This is a genomic window from Kitasatospora sp. NPDC058492 (genome assembly GCF_042720685.1).
Classification (GTDB): Bacteria; Actinomycetota; Actinomycetes; order Streptomycetales; family Streptomycetaceae; genus Kitasatospora.
Genome location: NZ_JBHXMU010000062.1, coordinates 19,868 through 38,834 on the forward strand (window position 1 = coordinate 19,868; position 18,967 = coordinate 38,834).

Genomic DNA, 18,967 nt, shown 5'->3' on the forward strand with positions numbered 1-18,967 from the left:
CGGTGGGTGGACCGTCCGGGGCCGTTGAAGGTTAGCGGATCCGGTGTCAGGCGTCGGACTTCGCGGCGTCCTCGCGCAACTTCGGCTTGGCGTCCACGCCGGCCTCCCGGCGCTGGGCCGGGGTGATCGGGGTCGGGGCGCCGGTCAGCGGGTCACCGCCGGTGGACGTCTTCGGGAAGGCGATGACGTCGCGGATGGTGTCGTACCCGCCGAGAAGGGTGACGATGCGGTCGAGGCCGAAGGCGACGCCACCGTGCGGCGGCGGGCCGTAGTTGAAGGCGTCCAGCAGGAAGCCGAACTGCGAGGCCGCCTCCTCCTCGGAGAGGCCGATCGCGTCGAACGCCCGCTTCTGCACGTCGCGCTGGTGGATACGGATCGAACCGCCGCCCAGCTCCGAGCCGTTGAGGACCAGGTCGTAGGCGTTGGACAGGGCCGAGCCCGGGTCGGTGTCGAAGGTGGCGAGCGACTCGGCGGTCGGGGCGGTGAACGGGTGGTGCACCGCGTGCCAGCCCTGGAACTCGCCCTTGTCGTCCTCGATCGGCTCGAACATCGGGAAGTCGACGACCCAGAGGAAGGCCCACTGCGACGCGTCGATCAGCTCGCAGCGGCGGCCGATCTCCAGACGGGCGGCGCCCAGCAGCTCCTGCGAGGGGCGCTGCTTGCCGGCCGCGAAGAAGATCGCGTCGCCGTTCTTGGCGCCCGCGGCGGCGGCCAGGCCGGCCAGGTGCTCCTCGGACAGGTTCTTGGCGACCGGGCCGCGCAGCTCGCCGGTCTCGGCGTCGATGACGACGTAGGCCAGGCCGCGGGCGCCGCGCGCCTTGGCCCAGTCCTGCCAGGCGTCGAGCGCCTTGCGGGGCTGCGAGGCGCCGCCGGGCATCACCACGGCGCCGACGTACGGGGCCTGGAAGACGCGGAACGCGGTGCCCTTGAAGTACTCGGTGAGGTCGGTGAGTTCCTGTCCGAAGCGGACGTCCGGCTTGTCGGAGCCGTAGCGGGCCATGGCGTCCGCGTAGGTCATCCGGGGCAGCGGGTTGGGGAGCTCGTAGCCGTGCACCTCGCGCCAGATCGAGCCGACGATCTTCTCGCCGAGGGCCAGGATGTCCTCCTGGTCGACGAACGAGGCCTCGATGTCGAGCTGGGTGAACTCCGGCTGCCGGTCGGCGCGGAAGTCCTCGTCGCGGAAGCAGCGGGCGATCTGGTAGTAGCGCTCCATGCCGGCCACCATCAGCAGCTGCTTGAACAGCTGGGGCGACTGCGGCAGCGCGTACCAGTGGCCGGGCTGCAGGCGGACCGGGACGAGGAAGTCGCGGGCGCCCTCGGGGGTGGAGCGGGTGAGGTACGGCGTCTCGATGTCGAGGTAGTCGTTCTCCTCCATCACCCGGCGGATGATGTTGCTCACCTTGGAGCGCAGCCGCAGGCCCTTGGCCGGGCCCTCGCGGCGCAGGTCCAGGTAGCGGTAGCGCAGCCGGACCTCCTCGTTGACCGTGCCCGGCTCGTACTCGGCGACCGGGAAGGGCAGCGGGGCGGCCTCGGAGAGGACCTCGATCTCGCTGACGACGACCTCGACCGCGCCGGTCGGGATGTCCGGGTTCTCGTTGCCGTCGGGGCGCACCCGGACGTCGCCGACGACCTTGACGCAGTACTCGGCGCGAAGGCCGTGCACCGAGTCGAGGTCGCGGACCACGATCTGCACGGTGCCGGAGGCGTCGCGCAGATCGATGAAGGCGACACCGCCGTGGTCGCGGCGGCGGGCGACCCAGCCGGCCAGGGTGACGGTGGTGCCTGCGTGCTCCGGGCGGAGCGTGCCCGCGTCGTGCGTGCGGATCACAGCTGCTTCTCCTTCAGGGTGGTGACGAGTGCGTCGAGGGCGACGGGGTTCTGCTCGCCGGTGGTCAGGTCCTTGAGCTGGACGACGCCGTCGGCGAGGTCCCGGTCCCCGGCCACGAGGGCGAAGCGGGCGCCGGACCGGTCGGCGGACTTCATGGCGTTCTTGATGCTCTTGACGCCGAAGGCGAGGTCGGTGGCGACGCCGGCCCGGCGCAGCTCGACCACCTTGGCGAACAGGACGTTCTTGGCCTCCTCGCCGAGCGCGACGGCGTACACGGAGGTCGCGGCGGGCAGGTCGAGGACGATGCCCTCGGCCTCCATCGCCAGGAAGGTGCGGTCCACGCCGAGGGCCCAGCCGACGGACGGCAACGCCGGGCCGCCGATCATCTCGGACAGGCCGTCGTAGCGGCCGCCGCCGCCGATCGCGGACTGGGCGCCGAGGCCGTTGTGCACGAACTCGAAGGTGGTGCGGGTGTAGTAGTCCAGGCCGCGGACCAGCTTCGGGTCGTCGACGAAGGCCACGCCGTTCGCGGTGAGCAGCTCGCGGACCTTCTCGTCGTACGCCTTGCACTCCTCGCACAGGTAGTCGCGCAGCTTGGGCGCGTCGACCAGCTGGGCCTGCACCGACTCGCGCTTGTCGTCCAGGACGCGCAGCGGGTTGATGTCGGCGCGGCGGCGGGTGTCCTCGTCCAGGTCCAGGCCGGCGAGGAACTCGACCAGGGCGGCGCGGTAGACCGGGCGGCACTGCTTGTCGCCGAGGCTGTTGAGCAGCAGCGAGTAGTCGCGCACGCCCAGCGAGCGGAAGGCGTCGTCGGCGAGGATGATCAGCTCGGCGTCCAGGGCCGGGTCCTCGGCCCCGATCGCCTCGGCGCCGACCTGGGAGAACTGGCGGTAGCGGCCCTTCTGGGCGCGCTCGTAGCGGTAGTACGAGCCGGAGTACCAGAGCTTGACCGGCAGGTTGCCCTGCTTGTGCAGGTTGGCCTGGAGGGCGGCGCGCAGCACCGATGCGGTGCCCTCCGGGCGCAGCGCGAGCTCGTCGCCGCCGCGGGTGGTGAGGTTGTACATCTCCTTGCTGACGATGTCGGTGGACTCGCCGACGCCGCGGGAGAAGAGCTTCACGTCCTCGAAGACCGGGGTCTCGACGTAGCCGTAGCCGGCCCGGCGGGCGGGCGCGGCGATGCGCTCGCGGATCGCCAGGAAGGTCGCGGAGCTGGGGGGCAGCAGGTCGTAGGTGCCCTTGGGGGCGGTGAAGGTGCTCAACTTCTCTTCCGTCACATTCCTCGTCGCGGGAAAGCCTGGGCGCCGGCCGCCCCTGCTGCCTGTCGGAGGTAGGGGTTGGTGGCGCGCTCGTGGCCGATGGTGGTCTGTCCGCCGTGGCCGGAGAGGACCACGGTGGTGTCGTCGAGGGGCAGGCACACCCGGGCCAGCGACCGCATGATCGCCTCGCTGTCCCCGCCCGGGAGGTCGGTACGCCCGATGGAGCCGGCGAACAGCAGGTCGCCCGAGAACAGCACCGGGGGGAGGTCCTCGGCACCGGGCGTCCGGAAGGTCACCGACCCCCCGGTATGGCCCGGGGCGTGGTCCACGGTGAGCTGCAGGCCGGCGAGCTCCAGCACGGCGCCGTCGGTGAGCTCGCGCACGTCGTCGGGCTCGCCGACGGTGAGCTCGCCCATCAGCTGGGTGCCCAGGGCGCGGCCGAGGGCCTTCTCCGGGTCGGACATCATGTACCGGTCCTCGGGGTGGATCCAGGCCGGGACGCCGCGGGCGCCGCAGACCGGGACCACCGAGGCCACGTGGTCGATGTGGCCGTGCGTGAGCACCACGGCGACGGGCTTGAGCCCGTGCTCGCGGACCATCTCCTCGACACCGCGCGCCGCCTGGTGGCCGGGATCGACGATGACGCACTCCTCGCCCGCCGCCGGGGCGACCAGGTAGCAGTTGGTGCCCCAGGCTCCAGCGGGGAATCCGGCGATGAACACGCGCGTCCTTCGTGATGCGGTCGGCAGTGGCGGCTACGGTCGCGGCTGCCGGGTCGGATGCAGCCACCAGTCATGCAGCAAACCAGTGAGGTAAAGGCAGCCTACCGGCGGTGCGGGTGCGGTTGCGAACCAGATAGGGGTGGCGCGCGCGGTTCGCACTGACAGGTTCACCGCGTTCTTACAGGCCCGGTCCCTACACTTGGCCGCCGATGGATGCGATGATCCGCTTCGGTACCCATCCACTTTCCCAGCACATCCGTAGGAGACACGGCCGGTGGTCAGCAGCGAACAGCGGCGGCGGCAGCTCGCCCGAGAGAAGTACGAGCGCCAGATGGAGCGGCGGGTCGCCGCGCGGTCCGCGCGCAGGCGCCGCAACACGATCCTGGGCTCCGCGCTCGCCGTCGTGGTGCTGGCCGGCGGCGGTGCGCTGGTCGGCACCGGGGCGTTCAGCTCGGACAAGGACAAGTCGGCTTCGGCCGCCTCCTCCGCCAAGGCCGCGCCGAGCCAGAGCGCCGAGCCGACCACCCCGACCCGCAAGCCGGTCGAGGGCTGCGCCGATCCGGCGCCGGGCGCGCCGAACGGCAAGCAGTGGCAGGCCGAGCCGGCCATGGCGCTCGACGCGGGCGGCTCGTACACCGCGACGCTGGACACCAACTGCGGCAAGGTGACGCTCGCGCTCGACGCGGCCAAGGCCCCGCACACGGTGAACTCCTTCGTCTTCCTGGCCGGGGAGAAGTACTTCGACCACACCAAGTGCCACCGCCTCACCACCGACGGCATCTTCGTGCTCCAGTGCGGCGACCCGACCGCCAGCGCGACCGTCCCGGGCGGCACCGGCGGCCCCGGGTACAAGTTCGCGGACGAGAACCTGACCGGCGCGACCTACCCGGCGGGCACCGTGGCGATGGCCAACTCCGGCCCGGGCACGAACGGGAGCCAGTTCTTCCTGGTCTACAAGGACACCCAGCTGCCCCCGAACTACACCCCCTTCGGCAAGATCACCGGGGGCCTGGACGCGGTGCAGAAGATCGCCGCCGCGGGCACCCTGGAGGGCGCCCCGGACGGCCACCCGATGGCCGACGTCACCTTCAACTCGGTGACCACGGCAAAGAGTTGACATTTCCCGGGGCCGCCCACAAGGGGCGCCCGAAGCGCCTCGGCGCGGCCCCGGCCCGAAATCGCCCGGCCCGGATGCGGACAGCACCGGGGCCGGTCGCCTATGTTGGCGTTGTATCAGGGTGCCCGTACCCGCCTGGCCGTCACCCTCGGCAGCAAGTCACGGCGGACGGGGACGGCGGACTCATCGGTCCGCCGCACATCAACTGTGGACGACGGACGCGCGCCGCCCCGGCGCGGGCGCGACGTCATGTGGAGGACGCGCTATGAGCAGCGACCCGTGGGGCCGTGTCGACGAGCAGGGCACGGTCTACGTCAGGACGGCCGACGGCGAACGCGTCGTGGGTTCCTGGCAGGCCGGCTCGCCCGAGGAGGCCCTCGCCTACTTCGAGCGCAAGTACCAGGGCATCGAGGTGGAGATCGGCCTGCTGGAGAAGCGGGTGCGCACCACCGACCTGGCCGCCAAGGACGCCCAGGCCGCGCTGGACCACCTGCGCGCCCAGGTGACCGAGGGGCACGCGGTCGGCGACCTGGCCGCCCTGGCCAAGCGGCTGGACACGCTCGCCGGCGAGATCGAGAGCCGGCGCGAGGAGCGCAAGGCCGCTCGCGCCAAGGCCCAGGACGAGACCCGCACCGCCAAGGAGGCGCTGGTCTCCGAGGCCGAGCAGCTCGCCGAGTCCACCCAGTGGCGGGAGGCCGGGGACCGGCTGCGCGCCCTGGTGGACACCTGGAAGGGCCTGCCCCGGCTGGACCGCAAGAGCGACGACGAGCTGTGGCACCGCTTCTCGCACGCCCGCTCGGTCTTCTCCAAGCACCGCAAGGCGCACTTCGCGACCCTGGACGCCGAGCGCGAGCAGGCCCGGCAGACCAAGGAGGCGCTGGTCGCCGAGGCCGAGGCGCTGTCCTCGTCCACCGAGTGGGGCGACACCGCGGCCGCCTACCGCGACCTGATGGCGCGCTGGAAGTCCGCCGGCCGGGCCCAGCGGGACATCGAGGACGAGCTGTGGGCGCGCTTCCGCGGCGCGCAGGACGTCTTCTTCCAGGCCCGTTCCGCGGTGTTCAGCGAGCGGGACGCCGAGCAGGTGGCCAACCAGAAGCTCAAGGAGGCGCTGGCCGTCGAGGCCGAGGCGATCCTGCCGATCACCGACCTGAAGGCCGCCAAGGCGGCGCTGCGCGAGGTCAACGAGCGCTGGGAGGCGATCGGGCACGTGCCGCGCGACGCCCGTCCGAAGCTGGACGGCCGGCTGAACACGGTCGAGCGGGCCATCCGCGAGGCCGAGGACACCGAGTGGAAGCGCTCCAACCCGGAGGCCAAGGCGCGCGCCGCCGGCATGGTCGGCCTGTTCGAGGCGAAGGCCGACAAGATCCGGACGGATCTGGACAAGGCCCGCGCCGCCGGGAACGCCGGCCGGATCGCCAAGCTGGAGAACGAGCTGGCCGGCGTGCAGACCCTGCTGGAGCAGGCGCACCGGAGCCAGGAGGAGTTCAGCGGCTGATCCGCCGAACGCACGAGAGAGGGCCCCGGGATCTCCCGGGGCCCTCTCTCGTGCTCTCGTGCTCGGGGCGCTACTTGCGGGCCGAGGTGACGCGGTAGACGTCGTAGACGCCCTCGACGCCGCGCACGGCCTTGAGCACGTGGCCGAGGTGCTTCGGGTCGCCCATCTCGAAGGTGAAGCGGCTCATCGCGACCCGGTCGCGGGAGGTCTGCACCGCCGCCGACAGGATGTTGACGTGCTGGTCGGAGAGCACCCGGGTGACGTCCGAGAGCAGCCGGGAGCGGTCCAGCGCCTCGACCTGGATGGCCACCAGGAACACCGAGGACTGGGTGGCGGCCCACTCGACGTCGATCATCCGCTCGGGCTGCTGGCTCAGCGACTCGACGTTGACGCAGTCGGCGCGGTGCACCGAGACGCCGTTGCCGCGGGTCACGAAGCCGACGATCGGGTCGCCCGGCACCGGGGTGCAGCAGCGGGACAGCTTGACCCAGACGTCCTCGACGCCCTTGACGATCACGCCCGGGTCGCCCTTGGCCCGGCGGCGCACCGCCCGGCGGTTGTCGTGCGTCGGGGTCGCGGTCTCGGCGAGGTCCTCGGTGGCGCCCTCCTCGCCGCCGAGCGCCTGGACCAGCTTCTGCACGATGTTCTGCGCGGTGACGTGGCCCTCGCCGATCGCGGCGTAGAGCGAGGAGATGTCGGGGTAGCGCATCTCGTGGGCCAGGGTGACCAGCGAGTCGCCGGTCAGGATCCGCTGGATCGGCAGGCCCTGCTTGCGCATCGCCCGGACGATCGCCTCCTTGCCGTGCTCGATCGCCTCCTCGCGGCGCTCCTTGGAGAACCAGGCGCGGATCTTGTTGCGGGCGCGCGGCGACTTGACGAAGCCCAGCCAGTCCCGGGACGGGCCGGCGTTCTCCGCCTTGGAGGTGAACACCTCGACGGCGTCGCCGTTCTCCAGCGTCGACTCCAGCGGCACCAGCCGCCCGTTGACCCGGGCCCCTATCGTCCGGTAGCCCACCTCGGTGTGCACCGCGAAGGCGAAGTCGACCGGGGTCGCACCGGCCGGCAGGGCTATCACGTCGCCCTTGGGCGTGAAGACGAAGACCTCGTTGCTGGCCAGGTCGAAGCGCAGCGACTCCAGGAACTCGCTCGGGTCGGCGGTCTCCTTCTGCCAGTCCAGCAGCTGCCGCAGCCAGGCCATCTCGTTGACGGCGCCGGCCTTGTCGTCCTTGCGGACCTGGGTCGGGGTGTCGGTGCGGACCTTGGACGCGCCGGCCACCGCGCGCTGCTTGTACTTCCAGTGCGCGGCGATGCCGTACTCGGCCCGGCGGTGCATGTCGAAGGTGCGGATCTGGAGTTCGACGGGCTTGCCGCCGGGGCCGATCACCGTCGTGTGCAGCGACTGGTACATGTTGAACTTGGGCATCGCGATGTAGTCCTTGAACCGCCCCGGCACCGGGTTCCACCGCGCGTGGATGGTGCCCAGCGCCGCGTAGCAGTCGCGGACGGTGTCGACCAGGACCCGGATGCCCACCAGGTCGTAGATCTCGGCGAAGTCCCGGCCCCGGACGATCATCTTCTGGTAGACCGAGTAGTAGTGCTTCGGCCGACCGGTGACGGAGGCGGTGATCCGGGCGCCGCGCAGGTCCCCCTGGACCTGGTCGATGACGGTCGCCAGGTACTCGTCCCGCTTGGGGGCGCGCTCGGCGACGAGCCGGACGATCTCGTCGTACATCTTGGGGTAGAGGATCGCGAAGGCGAGGTCCTCCAGCTCCCACTTGATGGTGTTCATGCCCAGCCGGTGCGCCAGCGGGGCGTAGATCTCCAGCGTCTCGCGGGCCTTCTTCTCCTGCTTCTCCCGCTTGAGGTAGCGCATCGTGCGCATGTTGTGCAGGCGGTCGGCCAGCTTGATCACCAGGACCCGCGGGTCCTTGGCCATCGCGACGACCATCTTGCGGACGGTCTCGGCCTGCGCGGCCTCGCCGAACTTGACCCGGTCAAGCTTGGTGACGCCGTCCACCAGCAGCGCCACCGAGTCGCCGAAGTCCTTGCGCAGGGTCTCCAGGCCGTAGTCGGTGTCCTCGACGGTGTCGTGCAGCAGCCCGGCCATCAGGGTCGCGGCGTCCATCCCCAGCTCGGCCAGGATGGTGGCCACCGCCAGCGGGTGGGTGATGTACGGGTCGCCGCTCTTGCGCTTCTGCCCGCGGTGCCACTTCTCGGCGACGGCGTAGGCCCGCTCGATGTCCCGCAGCAGCGCCGGGTCGGCCTTCGGGTCGTTCGCCCGGATCGACCGGAACAGCGGCTCCAGCACGGGGTTGAGCACGCTGGAGCGCTGGCCGCCGAGGCGGGCCAGGCGGGCGCGCATGCCACCCGAGGAGGAGCCGCGCCCGGTGGGGGCGGTCGGTCGCGAGGAGGTCGGCGCCGGGCGTGCCGGGGTGGCCCCCGAGGGCGTGGGACGGTTGTCGGGGGCGGCCGCTTCGGCCGTGGGCACAACCTCGTCGGGCAAGGACTCTCCTCGGGGCACCGGGGCCGACCCCTGCCGCGGCCCGTACGGTCGGACGCAACCGGGAGGGGGTGAATCTTCATGGTACCGAGCCGGGCGCCCCGGCGTTCATCCACCCGGGCCGGAAACGGAAGGGCGGCGGTCGGATGATCCGACCGCCGCCCTTCACTCAGGTCCCTCAGACCGTGACCAGCGTCTCCAGCGGGGCGCCGTTCAGGTGCCCGGCCAGCCGTTCCCGGCCGTCCAGGAAGCCCAGCTCCATCAGCACCACGATGCCCACCAGCTCGGCGCCGGCCTCCTTCACCAGGTCCAGCGAGGCGCCGATGGTGCCACCGGTGGCCAGCACGTCGTCCACCACCAGCACCCGCTCACCGGGTGCGAAGGCGTCGCACTGCACCTCCAGCGTCGCCGAGCCGTACTCCAGCTCGTACGAGCGCCGGAACACCTCGCCGGGCAGCTTGCCCTGCTTGCGGATCGGCACGAAGCCGAGCCCGGCCGCGAAGGCCGCCGGAGCCGCCAGCACGAAGCCGCGCGCCTCCAGGCCCACCACCTTGGTCGCCCCGAGCTCCCGCGCCCGGTCCGCCAGCGCCCTGGTGAGGGCGCCGAAGGCCTCGGCGTCGGCCAGCAGCGGCGCGATGTCCTTGAACAGCACACCCGGCTTCGGGTAGTCCGGGACGTCCCGGATCCGGCTGTTCAACAGCTCGGCCAGTGCGGTGTCGGCGGTGGTCACGGCGTGTCCTTACGGTCGGGTCGGTTCAGCGCTTGGTGGACGGACGGCCCTTGGCACGCGTGGTGCCGGCCGCCCGGCCGCGCTGACCGACCATACCCGCAGGCAGGTCCTCGTCCGCGATCTCCTCGTCCGCCGGCACCTCGCCCGCGGCCTTGGCAGCGGCCGCGGCCCGGTGCTGCAGGACCCGCTTGCGCAGCGCCTTCATCTCCGGCTGCTCCTCCTTGAGCTGCGCCAGCAGCGGGGTGGCGACGCAGATCGACGAGTAGGCACCGGCCGCGAGGCCGATGAACAGCGCCAGCGAGATGTCGTTCAGCGTGCCGGCGCCCAGGAGGCCGCCACCGATGAACAGCAGCGCGGCGACCGGGAGCAGGGCGACCACGGTGGTGTTGAGCGAACGCACCAGGGTCTGGTTGAGGCCCGCGTTGGCCGCCTCGCTGTAGGTGAGCTTGTTCTGCTTGGTGAGGTCCTTGGTGTTCTCCTTCACGGTGTCGAAGACGACGACCGTGTCGTAGAGCGAGTACCCGAGGATGGTCAGGAAGCCGATCACCGTACCGGGGGTGACCTCGAAGCCCACCAGGGCGTACACGCCGATGGTGATCAGGAGGTCGTGGATGAGGGCGACCAGGGCCGCCACCGCCATCCGCCACTCGAAGGCGATCGCCAGGTAGACCGTCACCAGGACCATGAAGATGATCAGGCCGGTGAGCGCCTTCGAGGAGATCTGCTTGCCCCAGCTGGGGCCGATCACCTGGGCCTCGACGGTGTCCAGCGGCACGGCCAGCTTCTCGGAGAGCTGAGCGCGGATCTCGTCCGAGCTCTTCGGCTCCTCGGTGCTGACCTGGATGCGGATCTTGCCGTTGTCGGTCGACTGCACCAGCGGGTGCGAGGAGACGATCTGGTCGGAAGTCTCCTGCGCCTGCGAGACGGTCAGCCCCGGCTTGGTCACGGTGTAGACCGAGCCGCCCTTGAACTCGATGCCCAGGTGCAGGCCCATCGCCAGGCCGATCGCCGCGATCAGCACGATCACGCCGGAGATGGAGTACCAGAGCTTACGGCGCCCGACGAAGTCGAAGCTGACCTCGCCCTGGTAGAGCCGGTGTCCCAGATTGGAGAAGCGTGACACGGTGTCAGGCCTCCTTCACGGCGGCAGAGGAGGGGCTACGGCGACGGCTGCTGCGCAGCGGCGGGCGGGCGCCCAGCCGCTTCGGGTCCAGGCCGGACCACGGGTGACCGTTGGCGAAGAACTTGCGCCGGGCCAGCAGCGTGATCACCGGCTTGGTGAAGAGGAAGATCACCACGACGTCCAGCGCGGTGGTCAGCCCCAGGGTGAACGCGAAGCCCTGGACCTTGCCGACCGAGACCACGTAGAGCACGGCGGCACAGAGGAAGGACACGAAGTCCGACACCAGGATGGTGCGCCGGGCACGCGGCCAGGCCCGCTGGACCGCCGGGCGCAGCGGGGCGCCCTCGCGGACCTCGTCGCGGATGCGCTCGAAGTAGACGATGAAGGAGTCGGCGGTGATGCCGATCGCGACGATCGCACCGCAGACCGCGGGCAGGTTCAGCGCGAAGCCGATCCCGGCGCCGAGCAGGCTCATGATCGAGTAGGTCAGGGCCGCCGAGACGAGCAGACCGGCGATCGAGACCAGGCCGAGGCCGCGGTAGTACACCAGCGAGTAGAGCACCACCAGCAGCATGCCGATCGCGCCGGCGACCAGACCGGCCATGAGCTGGTCGCCGCCGAGCGCCGGGGAGACGGTGGTGATCTCGCCCTTGCTGAATTCCAGCGGCAGGGCGCCGTAGCCCAGCACGTTGGACAGGTCCTGCGCCTCGGCCTGGCTGAAGCGGCCGGTGATCACGGCGCTGCCGCCGGGAATCACGTTCTTGACCTCGGGGTGCGAGACGACCTGGTTGTCCAGCACGATCGCGAACTGGTTGTTCGGCGGGGCCTGGGTGGCGAGCTGGCCGGTGACCTTGGTGAAGGCGTCGGTGCCGGCGCCGTTGAACTGGAGCTGGACCTGCCAGCCGGCACCCGTCTGGTTGTCGAGGCCCGGCTGGGCCTTGGAGACGTCCGAGCCCTTCACGGCGACGGGGCCGAGGGCGAGCTTCTCGTAGTAGCCGTTCTCGGCCTTCTGCGAGCAGGCGACGACGGCCTTGTCCTCTGCGCCGGTCTGGGTCCCGCGGACCTCCGGCTTGGTGCAGTCGAGGGCGGTGAAGGCCGCAGCCAGCTCCGGCGGCACGGTGCCCTGGGTCATCGCGGCGCTGACGTCCGCGGCGCTGGGCGGGGTGGCGGGCGCGGACGGCGTGGTGGCGGCGCTCGGGGCGGTGCTCGCGCCCGTGGCGGCGGCGCTCGGGCTGGCGTCGGCGGCCAGCGCCTCACCGGCCGGGCGGCCCTGCTTGGTGCCGCTCGCGCTGGGCGTGCCGGTGGCGCTCGCGCCGGCCGAGGCGGTGGAGCCGGCGGACGGGGCCGCGCTCGGGGTGCCGGTGGCCGAGGGGGAGCCGGTGGGCGCCGGCGGCGTGAAGCCGCTGGGCGCCACCGCGAGGACCGGGCGGAAGAACAGCTTGGCGGTGGTACCCACCTGGTCCGCCGCGTTCTGCTGGTTGCCGCCCTTGGGGATGTTCACGATGATCGTGTTGTCGCCCTGGGTCTGCACCTCCGCCTCGGAGACACCCATGCCGTTGACGCGGCGCTCGATGATCCCGGTGGCGATGTCCATGTTGGACTTGCTGATCGCCTTGGGGTCGGTCGACTTCGCGGTCAGCGTGATACTGGTGCCACCGGCGAGGTCGATTCCGAGCCGGGGCTTGGTGTGGCCCGTCCCGAACATGAGGGCGACCAGTCCGACGGTGACGACCAGGATGAGGGCCAGCGCCCGCCCTGGGTAGCCGTCGCGCGGGCGCGACTTGGGTGTTGCCACCTTGCTCGTTTCTCCCTGTCCATGCCACTCCCCCAACCGGACCCCCGTCCGGCTTGTGGCGGGACGGGGGCATGGCGGTTCTGCGGCCCTGAGGTCCTGTGGGCTCGCGGCACTGGGCCGCGCGGCCGGGCTGGTGCCCGACCGTACTACTTGCTCGCGGGAGCCCCGCCCTCGACGTCGCCCTTGGCGCCGCCGTCCTTGGTGAGCGTCAGCGGCTTGTCCTCGACCGGCTCGGCGTCGGCGTCCTCGGCCTCCGGCTCGGCCAGCTCGTCATCGGCGGGGCGACCGTTGATGATCGCGTCGTACTCCTGGGGCTCCAGGACAGCGGCGATCGCGCTCTTGGTGAAGTGGGTGACCACGCCGGGCGCGATCTCCAGCTCGATGGTCTCCTCGTTGATCGCCTTCACCGTGGCGTACAGGCCGCCGATGGTGCGCACCCCCGCCCCTGGCTCCAGCGAGGTCTGCATCTGCTGCATCTGCGACTGGCGCTTCTTCTGCGACCGGAACATGAGCACGATCGCGATGATCGGGAGGAGAAGGATGATGAAGTTCACTGCAGCCAGGGTCCTTTACGGGCCGCCGACCGGCGGCCTGTGTGGTATTGGTCGGCCCGTCAGGTGAGCGGGGCGGTCCGGCGGAGTCTAGGCGACCCCGAACTGATCGGACAACGCCAAGCATCGCATCCTGCCGCCGAAAGTGGCGACCCTCCGCCTGCACAGTTTCCCCGGCTTCGCCCCCGGCTCGCACCCGGGCCACTCACCGGGGCGGTGCATCGGACGCCTCCCGGGAACCGTCGGGCGGCGATCACCCGTTCAGCCCTCGTCGGCCCGGAAGAGTTCGGATTGCGCGGGCACGGCGCCCCGGGTGGCCTGGATCGGCGGGGTCAGCCCGAGGTGCTGCCAGGCCGCCGCGGTGGCGATCCGGCCGCGCGGGGTCCGGGCGAGCAGGCCCTCGCGGACCAGGAATGGCTCCGCCACCTCCTCGACCGTCTCCGACTCCTCCCCCACCGCGACCGCGAGAGTCGACAAACCGACCGGCCCGCCGCCGAACAGCCGCAGCAGCGCGGTCAGCACCGCGCGGTCCAGCCGGTCCAGACCGCGGGCGTCCACCTCGTAGACGTCCAGCGCCCGGGCGGCGATCTCGACGGTGACCTGGCCGTCGTGCCGCACCTGCGCGAAGTCGCGGACCCGGCGCAGCAGCCGGTTGGCGATGCGCGGCGTCCCCCGCGAGCGGCCGGCGATCTCGGCGGCGCCGGCCGGGTCGATCTCCACGTCCAGCAGGGTGGCCGAGCGGCGCACCACCCGTTCGAGCTCGGCCGGGGCGTAGAACTCCATGTGCCCGGTGAAGCCGAAGCGGTCGCGCAGCGGGGGCGGCAGCAGGCCGGCCCGGGTGGTGGCGCCGACCAGGGTGAAGGGCGGCAGTTCCAGCGGGATGGCGGTGGCGCCCGGGCCCTTGCCGACGATCACGTCGACCCGGAAGTCCTCCATCGCCATGTAGAGCATCTCCTCGGCCGGACGGGACATCCGGTGGATCTCGTCGAGGAAGAGCACCTCGCCCTCGGCGAGCGAGGAGAGGATCGCCGCGAGGTCCCCCGCGTGCTGGATCGCCGGGCCGGAGGTGATCCGGATCGGGGCGCCCAGCTCGGCGGCGATGATCATGGACAGGGTGGTCTTGCCCAGCCCGGGCGGCCCGCTGAGCAGCACGTGGTCGGGCGCGCTGCCGCGCTTGCGGGCCGCCTGGAGCACCAGGGACAGCTGCTCGCGCACCCGCTCCTGACCGATGAACTCGTCCAGCAGCTTGGGGCGCAGCGCCGCCTCGACCGCCTGGTCCTCCCCGTCGGCGGCGGCCGTCACCAGCCGGTCGCCCGGGTCCGAGTCGTACGGACTCATCAGCACATGCTCCAAAGTCGACAAGAGGACAGATCGCCAGATGGCTTTAGCGGGATCGGTTGAGGCCGCGCAGGGCGAGCCGGAGCAGTGCGCCGACGTCCGGCGTCTGCTGGGCCTCCGCCTCGGGGGTGACGGCCACGACCGCCTCGTCCGCCTCGCGCGGAGCGTAGCCGAGACCGGTCAGCGCCGAGTGCAGCTGCTCGCTCCAGGGGGCCGGACCGCTCGCGATCGGCTTCTGCGCCGGCACCGCGCCGTGCGGGGCGCCCAGCTTGTCCTTGTACTCCAGCAGCAGCTTGGCGGCCTTCGCCTTCCCGATGCCGGGCACGGCCACCAGCGCCTTCTCGTCGCCGCCGGCCACCGCGGCCCGCAGCGCGTCGGGGCTGTGCACCCCGAGGATCGCCTGCGCCAGCTTCGGGCCGACGCCCGGCGCGGCCTGGAGGATCTCGAAGACGGCGCGCTCGTCGTCGTCCGCGAAGCCGAACAGGGTCAGCGAGTCCTCCCGGACCACCAACGAGGTCGCGAGCCGGGCGGGCTCACCCAGCCGGAGCCCGGCCAGCGTGTTCGGCGTGCACTGCACGGCCATGCCGACCCCGCCGACCTCGACCACGGCGAGTCCGGAGGAGATGGCCGCCACGGGCCCTTGCACGAAGGCGATCACCGGCTGCTTCCTTTCAGGGGGGTGGCGCGGGCCGCCCGTACCGCGGCTTCCAGGCGGTTGACCGCCCCGCCGCGCCAGATGTGGCAGATGGCCAGCGCCAGCGCGTCGGCGGCGTCGGCGGGCTTGGGCGGGGCGTCCAGCCGCAGCAGGCGCTGCACCATGGCCGTGACCTGCGCCTTGTCGGCCCGGCCGGAGCCGGTGACGGCGGCCTTGACCTCGCTCGGGGTGTGCAGGGTGACCGGGATGCCGCGCCGGGTGGCGCAGAGCATCGCGACCGCGCTGGCCTGGGCGGTGCCCATCACCGTCCGGACGTTGTGCTGGGCGAACACCCGCTCGACGGCGACCAGCTCCGGCTCGTACTCGTCGAGCCAGGCCTCCATGCCCTGCTCCACCAGCAGCAGCCGCCGCCCGATCTCCTCCTCGGCGGGAGTGCGCACCACGCCGACCCCGACCATCCGCAGCGGCCGCCCCGGCGCACCCTCGACCACGCCGATCCCGCACCTGGTCAGCCCCGGGTCCACGCCCAGTACCCGTACCACAGCCCCGCCTCTCGTTGATCGCCGCCCGCCTCCGGGCGCTCCGGCCCGGGCAGGCCCTCCGGCCCACGGCGGGCGACCTGCGAAGGCTACCGTCCGGGTCCGACAGCGCCCGCAAAGACACCGGCCCGGCGGTCGGGAGACCGCCGGGCCGGGGAGTGAGAACGATCACTCGGCGTCGAGCTGCGCACCGACCTCGTCGGAGATGTCGAAGTTGGCGAAGACGTTCTGCACGTCGTCGCTGTCCTCCAGCACGTCGATCAGCTTGAGGATCTTGCGGGCGCCGTCGACGTCCAGCTCGACCTGCATGCTCGGGAGGAAGTTGGCCTCGGCCGAGTCGTAGTCGACACCGGCGTCCACCAGCGCGGTGCGCACGGCGACCATCTTGGTGGCCTCGGAGACGATCTCGAACGCGTCGCCGAGGTCGTTGATCTCCTCGGGCTCCTGGTCGAGGACGACCTCGAAGAGCTTGTCCTCGTCCACGCCGTCAGCCTTGGGGACGATCACGACGCCCTTGCGGGTGAACAGGTACGACACCGAGCCCGGGTCGGCCATCGAGCCGCCGTTGCGGGTCATCGCGACGCGCACGTCGGAGGCGGCGCGGTTGCGGTTGTCGGTGAGGCACTCGATCAGGACGGCGACGCCGTTCGGGCCGTAGCCCTCGTACATGATCGTCTGGTAGTCGGCGCCGCCGGCCTCCAGACCGCCACCGCGCTTGACGGCGCGGTTGATGTTGTCGATCGGGACCGAGCTCTTCTTCGCCTTCTGGATGGCGTCGTAGAGGGTCGGGTTGCCGGCCGGGTCGGAACCGCCGGTGCGCGCCGCCACCTCGATGTTCTTGATCATCTTGGCGAAGAGCTTGCCGCGCTTGGCGTCGATCACGGCCTTCTTGTGCTTGGTGGTAGCCCACTTAGAGTGGCCGGACATTCGCCAGCTCCTTTACGTCGCCAAAGGGAAATGAAACAGATGAGATCTTACCGGTGTCGTCACCGGAAAGGCGCACACGGTCAGCGCCGTCCCAGGTGCTCCTCGACCATCGCGACGAAGTAGGCGTGCACCCGGTGGTCGCCGGTGAGCTCCGGGTGGAAGGAGGTCGCCAGCAGGTTGCCCTGGCACACGGCCACGATCCGGCTCTCCGGACCGTCCGCGGCGGGCAGCTCGGCCAGCACCTCGACACCCGCGCCGACGCCCTCGACCCAGGGGGCCCGGATGAAGACGCCGTGCACCGGCGCGTCGCCCAGGCCCTCGAAGGCGACACCGGACTCGAAGGACTCGTTCTGGCGGCCGAAGGCGTTGCGGCGCACGGTCATGTCGATGCCGCCGACGGTCTCCTGGTCGTCCCGGCCGTCCAGGATCTTGTCGGCCAGCATGATCATGCCCGCGCAGGTGCCGTACACCGGCATCCCGGCGGCGACCCGCTCGCGCAGCGGGTCCATCACGCCGAACAGCAGCGCCAGCTTGGACATGGTGGTGGACTCCCCGCCGGGGATCACCAGCGCGTCGACCTCGGCCAGCTCCTCGGCACGACGCACCGGGCGGGCGAGCGCGTCGGCCTCGGCCAGCGCGACCAGGTGCTCGCGGACGTCACCCTGGAGGGCGAGGACGCCGATGACTGGAGTGCTCACGGTCTTCAACCTCGTTCGATCGTTCTACGGATGTACGTGACGCGGCCCGCCGCGCGCCAAGGCGCTGCGGCGGGCCGGCACAGGGGGCGACTACCAGCCGCGGTTGGCGTAGCGCTCGGTCTCCGGCAGGGTGTCGCAGTTGATGCCGACCATGGCCTCGCCGAGGTTGCGGGAGGCGTCCGCGATGATCTTCGGGTCGTCGAAGAAGGTGGTGGCCTTCACGATGGCGGCGGCGCGCTTGGCCGGGTCGCCCGACTTGAAGATGCCCGAGCCGACGAAGACGCCCTCGGCACCGAGCTGGCGCATCAGCGCGGCGTCGGCCGGGGTGGCCACGCCACCGGCGGAGAACAGCACGACCGGCAGCTTGCCGAGCTCGGCGACCTCCTTGACGAGCTCGTACGGGGCGCGCAGCTCCTTGGCGGCGGCGTACAGCTCGTTGTTGTCGAAGCCGCGCAGCTTGGCGATCTCGTTCTTGATCTGGCGCAGGTGGCGGACCGCCTCGACGACGTTGCCGGTGCCGGCCTCGCCCTTCGAGCGGATCATGGCCGCGCCCTCGGCGATGCGGCGCAGGGCCTCGCCCAGGTTGGTGGCGCCACAGACGAAGGGGGTGGTGAAGGCCCACTTGTCGGAGTGGTTGACCTCGTCGGCCGGGGTCAGCACCTCGGACTCGTCGATGTAGTCGACGCCGAGCGACTGGAGGACCTGGGCCTCGACGAAGTGACCGATCCGCGACTTGGCCATCACCGGGATGGAGACCGCCTCGATGATCTCCTCGATCATGTTCGGGTCGGACATCCGGGCCACGCCGCCGTCCTTACGGATGTCGGCCGGAACCCGCTCCAGCGCCATGACGGCCACCGCGCCGGCGTCTTCAGCGATCTTGGCCTGCTCGGCGTTGACCACGTCCATGATCACACCGCCCTTGAGCTGCTCGGCCATGCCGCGCTTCACCCGGGCGGTACCGATCTGCGGCTGGTCTGCGGTGGTGGGGGTGGTGGACACGTGAGACCTCACTCGAAGATGAACCAGTGCTATCGCCCTATGGTAGGCGGAACGGGTGACGCAACCATGCGCCACCAAGTCCAGCCCGGACGACGGGATGCGACAAACGGGCCGTATCCGAGCACAGCCTAGGCGGGTGCCCCTTCGGGCGTGAGCGCGGGCGGCGGAGCATCGTCCATCTCGAACGCCAGCGGGAACGGAGCCTTCCCCGCCAGCCGGAAGTACCGCACCAGACGGTGCTCGCGCACCGCCCGGGCCGCCCGCACCGCGTCGTTGTGGAACCGGCGCGCCATCGGCGCCCGGCGCACCGCCGCCGTCAGGTCGCGCACCGCGTCCTCGCCGCCCGGCTCCGCCACCAGCGCCGCCACCTGCTCCGGCTCGGCGAACACCGCCCGCAGCGCCAGGCTCAGCTGGCTCTCCGCCACCTCACGCTGGTCGTCCTCGGCCTGCCGGGCCGCGTGCGCCGCGTCCAGCAGCAGCAGCGAGGCCGCCGGGTCCAGCAGCGAGGACGTGGCCAGCTCCATCGCCACCGAGGCCCGACGGACCAGCTGCGCGTCCAGCGCCGCCCGCGCGGCGTCGATCCTGGCGTGCAGCCGGTCCAACCGACCGGCCGTCCAACTCAGGTACATGCCGAACAGCACCACGGCCACGCCGGCCCAGATCCAGGTAGTCACGGGGCGCAACGCTACCG

17 protein-coding genes are annotated in these 18,967 nt (G+C 71.5%); 2 read left to right on the forward strand and 15 right to left on the reverse strand.

The window, feature by feature from the left end; all coding sequences use genetic code 11:
• Positions 1–46: 46 nt before the first annotated feature.
• The 3 genes from aspS to ACFWPI_RS31575 are packed head-to-tail and all read right to left on the reverse strand — an operon-like array spanning position 47 to position 3,806.
• Positions 47–1,828: an aspartate--tRNA ligase gene (aspS, locus tag ACFWPI_RS31565; protein WP_063346797.1), complete on the reverse strand. Its 1,782-nt coding sequence runs from the start codon at positions 1,826–1,828 to the stop codon at positions 47–49.
• Positions 1,825–3,087 (reverse strand): histidine--tRNA ligase, encoded by a 1,263-nt coding sequence (hisS, locus tag ACFWPI_RS31570; protein ID WP_063346798.1) that lies wholly within the window; start codon positions 3,085–3,087, stop codon positions 1,825–1,827. The genes aspS and hisS overlap by 4 nt, the downstream gene beginning before the upstream one ends.
• A gap of 11 nt (positions 3,088–3,098) precedes the next feature.
• The gene (locus tag ACFWPI_RS31575) at positions 3,099–3,806 is read right to left on the reverse strand and encodes an MBL fold metallo-hydrolase (RefSeq protein WP_063346799.1); all 708 of its coding nucleotides are present in this window, start codon (positions 3,804–3,806) and stop codon (positions 3,099–3,101) included.
• Positions 3,807–4,080: 274 nt separating this feature from the next.
• Here ACFWPI_RS31575 and ACFWPI_RS31580 point away from each other — a divergent pair, with 274 nt between their 5' ends.
• Both ACFWPI_RS31580 and ACFWPI_RS31585 read left to right on the forward strand, forming a co-directional pair.
• Positions 4,081–4,923, forward strand: coding sequence for a peptidylprolyl isomerase (locus ACFWPI_RS31580; protein WP_380377200.1), 843 nt, complete (start codon positions 4,081–4,083; stop codon positions 4,921–4,923).
• 265 nt (positions 4,924–5,188) lie between these two features.
• Positions 5,189–6,418, forward strand: coding sequence for a DUF349 domain-containing protein (locus tag ACFWPI_RS31585; protein WP_380377201.1), 1,230 nt, complete (start codon positions 5,189–5,191; stop codon positions 6,416–6,418).
• Between the two features lie 70 nt (positions 6,419–6,488).
• Here ACFWPI_RS31585 and ACFWPI_RS31590 read toward each other — a convergent pair whose 3' ends face one another.
• The 12 genes from ACFWPI_RS31590 to ACFWPI_RS31645 form a co-directional block, all read right to left on the reverse strand.
• The gene (locus tag ACFWPI_RS31590; protein ID WP_380377203.1) at positions 6,489–8,921 is read right to left on the reverse strand and encodes a RelA/SpoT family protein; all 2,433 of its coding nucleotides are present in this window, start codon (positions 8,919–8,921) and stop codon (positions 6,489–6,491) included.
• A 175-nt stretch (positions 8,922–9,096) separates the two neighbouring features.
• The gene (locus ACFWPI_RS31595) at positions 9,097–9,648 is read right to left on the reverse strand and encodes an adenine phosphoribosyltransferase (protein ID WP_380377205.1); all 552 of its coding nucleotides are present in this window, start codon (positions 9,646–9,648) and stop codon (positions 9,097–9,099) included.
• A gap of 25 nt (positions 9,649–9,673) precedes the next feature.
• Positions 9,674–10,771: a protein translocase subunit SecF gene (secF, locus tag ACFWPI_RS31600; protein WP_380377207.1), complete on the reverse strand. Its 1,098-nt coding sequence runs from the start codon at positions 10,769–10,771 to the stop codon at positions 9,674–9,676.
• 4 nt (positions 10,772–10,775) lie between these two features.
• A complete protein-coding gene (secD, locus tag ACFWPI_RS31605) occupies positions 10,776–12,566 on the reverse strand; it encodes a protein translocase subunit SecD (RefSeq protein WP_380377209.1) in 1,791 nt (596 codons plus the stop codon).
• Positions 12,567–12,712: 146 nt separating this feature from the next.
• Positions 12,713–13,120: a preprotein translocase subunit YajC gene (yajC, locus tag ACFWPI_RS31610; protein WP_380377211.1), complete on the reverse strand. Its 408-nt coding sequence runs from the start codon at positions 13,118–13,120 to the stop codon at positions 12,713–12,715.
• A gap of 258 nt (positions 13,121–13,378) precedes the next feature.
• Positions 13,379–14,455 carry a Holliday junction branch migration DNA helicase RuvB gene (gene ruvB / locus ACFWPI_RS31615; RefSeq protein WP_380377212.1) on the reverse strand — a complete coding sequence of 359 codons (1,077 nt, stop codon included), beginning with the start codon at positions 14,453–14,455 and terminating at the stop codon, positions 13,379–13,381.
• A gap of 46 nt (positions 14,456–14,501) precedes the next feature.
• Positions 14,502–15,113 (reverse strand): Holliday junction branch migration protein RuvA, encoded by a 612-nt coding sequence (gene ruvA / locus ACFWPI_RS31620; RefSeq protein WP_063346808.1) that lies wholly within the window; start codon positions 15,111–15,113, stop codon positions 14,502–14,504.
• Complete coding sequence (gene ruvC / locus ACFWPI_RS31625; RefSeq protein ID WP_380377213.1) at positions 15,110–15,652, reverse strand: crossover junction endodeoxyribonuclease RuvC; 543 nt, start codon at positions 15,650–15,652, stop codon at positions 15,110–15,112. The genes ruvA and ruvC overlap by 4 nt, the downstream gene beginning before the upstream one ends.
• Before the next feature lie 165 nt (positions 15,653–15,817).
• A complete protein-coding gene (locus ACFWPI_RS31630) occupies positions 15,818–16,576 on the reverse strand; it encodes a YebC/PmpR family DNA-binding transcriptional regulator (RefSeq protein WP_063346810.1) in 759 nt (252 codons plus the stop codon).
• A gap of 80 nt (positions 16,577–16,656) precedes the next feature.
• The gene (gene pdxT / locus ACFWPI_RS31635; RefSeq protein WP_380377216.1) at positions 16,657–17,274 is read right to left on the reverse strand and encodes a pyridoxal 5'-phosphate synthase glutaminase subunit PdxT; all 618 of its coding nucleotides are present in this window, start codon (positions 17,272–17,274) and stop codon (positions 16,657–16,659) included.
• Between the two features lie 90 nt (positions 17,275–17,364).
• A complete protein-coding gene (gene pdxS, locus ACFWPI_RS31640; protein ID WP_063346811.1) occupies positions 17,365–18,276 on the reverse strand; it encodes a pyridoxal 5'-phosphate synthase lyase subunit PdxS in 912 nt (303 codons plus the stop codon).
• Between the two features lie 128 nt (positions 18,277–18,404).
• Positions 18,405–18,905, reverse strand: coding sequence for a hypothetical protein (locus ACFWPI_RS31645; RefSeq protein ID WP_063350972.1), 501 nt, complete (start codon positions 18,903–18,905; stop codon positions 18,405–18,407).
• Positions 18,906–18,967: the final 62 nt, after the last annotated feature.